Origin of the sequence: Kitasatospora sp. NPDC004799, from assembly GCF_040609095.1 — a bacterium.
Classification (GTDB): domain Bacteria; phylum Actinomycetota; class Actinomycetes; order Streptomycetales; family Streptomycetaceae; genus Kitasatospora.
Genome location: NZ_JBEXJK010000713.1, coordinates 1 through 2145 on the forward strand (window position 1 = coordinate 1; position 2145 = coordinate 2145).

A 2145-nucleotide genomic window follows, 5' to 3' on the forward strand; every position below is an offset into this window, starting at 1 on the left:
CGGGAGCCCGGGGCCCGGCGGGGTGGCGGACCCGCCGCCGGAGACCGACGGCGCGCCGTGGACCCACACCGACGCGCTGGTGGCCGCCGTCGCCTGCACGCTCGACCTGGTCAACTACCTGCTCTTCAGCGAGATGGACGGGGAACGCCGGGTGACCCCGACGGGCCTGCTCCTCGTCGCGCTGTCGGCCCTGCCGCTGCTCGTCCGGCGCCGCCACCCGGTGCGGGCGCTCGCCGTGGTCCTGGCCGTCGAGGCCGCGGTCGACCTGTCCGCACCGGCGAGCACCCACTTCGGCGCCGTCCAGATGGTCGGCCTGTACTCGGTCGCCCGGGCCTGCCGTCCCCCGGTGACGGCGGCCGCCGCGGCGGTGACGGCGGTGCTGACCACGCTGAGCCAGAGCCACCTGCGCGTCCCCTCCTGGCAGGCGCTCGCCGGCACCTCCTTCTCCGCCCTGCTCGTGGCCGGCGCCGGCCTCGCCGTGGCGCGCTGGCAGCGGGAGCTCGCGGCCAACCGCAGACTGCTGGCCGACCGCGCGGTGGCCGAGGAACGCCGCCGCATCGCACGGGAGTTGCACGACATCGTGGCGCACCACATCTCCACCATGCAGCTGATGGCCGGCGCCGCCCGGACCAACCTCGCCCACCAGGAGGTGGTCCGGGACGCCCTGGTCACCCTGGAGTCCTCCGGCCGGCTGGCCCTGCGGGAGATGCGCCAGCTCCTGGACGTCCTGCGGGCCGGCGACGAACCGGACACCGCCCCGCCCGCGCCCCAGCCCGGGGCGGACGATCTCGGCCGGCTGGTGGACGAGTCCCGGGTGGCCGGACTGCCGACCGACTTCGGCGTCCACGGGCCCCGCCGCCCGCTGCCGCCCACCGTCGGGCTGACCGTGTTCCGGATCGTCCAGGAGGGCCTCACCAACGCCCGCAAGCACGCCGGGCGCGCCCGCGCGACCGTCACCCTGACGTACGGTCCGGACCGGGTCACCGTCGAGGTGCGCGACGACGGGGGCACGGCGGGCACGGGCACCGCCGCACCGCAGGAGGCGGTACCGGCCGGCGGCCGGAGCGGGTACGGCCTGATCGGCATGCGCGAGCGCGTCGCCCTGCACGGCGGCACCCTGCGGACCGGACCGCTTCCGGAGGGCGGCTTCGCCGTCCTGGCCGACCTGCCGCTGGCCCCGGAGGAGACGGCCGACGCGGCCGTCCAGCACGGAACGGCGGCGGCCCGGTGAGGCCGCACGACGGCGGCTCGGTGAGGCCGGACGGCATCGGCCCGGTGAGCTCGGACGGCGGCGGCCCGGCGGGCGCGGCGGCAGCGGGCATCCGGCTCCTCCTCGCGGACGACCAGCCGCTGGTGCGGCGCGGCCTGTCCCTGATCCTCTCCCCCGACCCGTCCTTCGAGGTGGTGGGCGAGGCCGAGAACGGGGAGCAGGCCGTTGCCGCCGCCCACCTGCTGCGCCCCGACGTCGTGGTGATGGACATCCGGATGCCCGTGCTCGACGGGGTCGGCGCGACCCGGGAGCTGGCCCGCGCCCTCCCCTCCTGCCGGGTCCTCGCCCTCAGCACCTTCGACATGGACGAGTACGTGGTGGCCGCGCTGCGCGCCGGCGCCCACGGGTTCCTACCCAAGGACGTCTCGCCGGAGGAACTGGGCGCGGCGATCCGCACCGTCCACACCGGCGAGGCGGTGGTCGCCCCGCGCCTGCTCACCCGGCTGATCTCGACCTACGTCCGGGCCCCGGCCGGCGCGCCGCCGCCGGTCACCGACACGAGCGGGCTGACGCCCCGGGAGGTCGAGGTCTGGCGGTTGATGGCCACCGGCCTCGACAACGCCGGGATCGCCCGGGCGCTGGACATCAGCCTGTCGACGGTGAAGAACTACATCACCAGCATCTTCGGCAAGCTCGACGTCCGGGACCGCGCCCAGGCGGTCATCGCGGCCTACGAGTCCGGCCTGGTCACCGCGCGCACGGGAGGCGGGTAGCCGGGGCTCTCCGTCTGCGGGGGCCCCGGTCGACCGCGAGCTCCCACGGGAAAGCCGAGCGCCGTGCCCGCAGCCGGCCAGTCCATGTCCTCTTCTCCTCTCTCCAGTGCCCAGGCCGCACGGAAGGCGCTCGCCGATCAGCTCGACCAGATCCGGCGGGAC

The 2145-nt window shown here is 76.3% G+C and carries 2 protein-coding genes; both read left to right on the plus strand.

Annotated features, from left to right (window positions below):
• Positions 1–1231, plus strand: a 1231-nt coding sequence (locus ABZW03_RS40175) for a sensor histidine kinase (protein ID WP_355269742.1), incomplete at its 5' end; no start/stop codon positions are given.
• Positions 1232–1266: 35 nt separating this feature from the next.
• Positions 1267–1983, plus strand: a complete 717-nt coding sequence (locus tag ABZW03_RS40180) for a response regulator transcription factor (protein ID WP_355269744.1) — start codon at positions 1267–1269, stop codon at positions 1981–1983.
• Positions 1984–2145 lie beyond the last annotated feature (162 nt).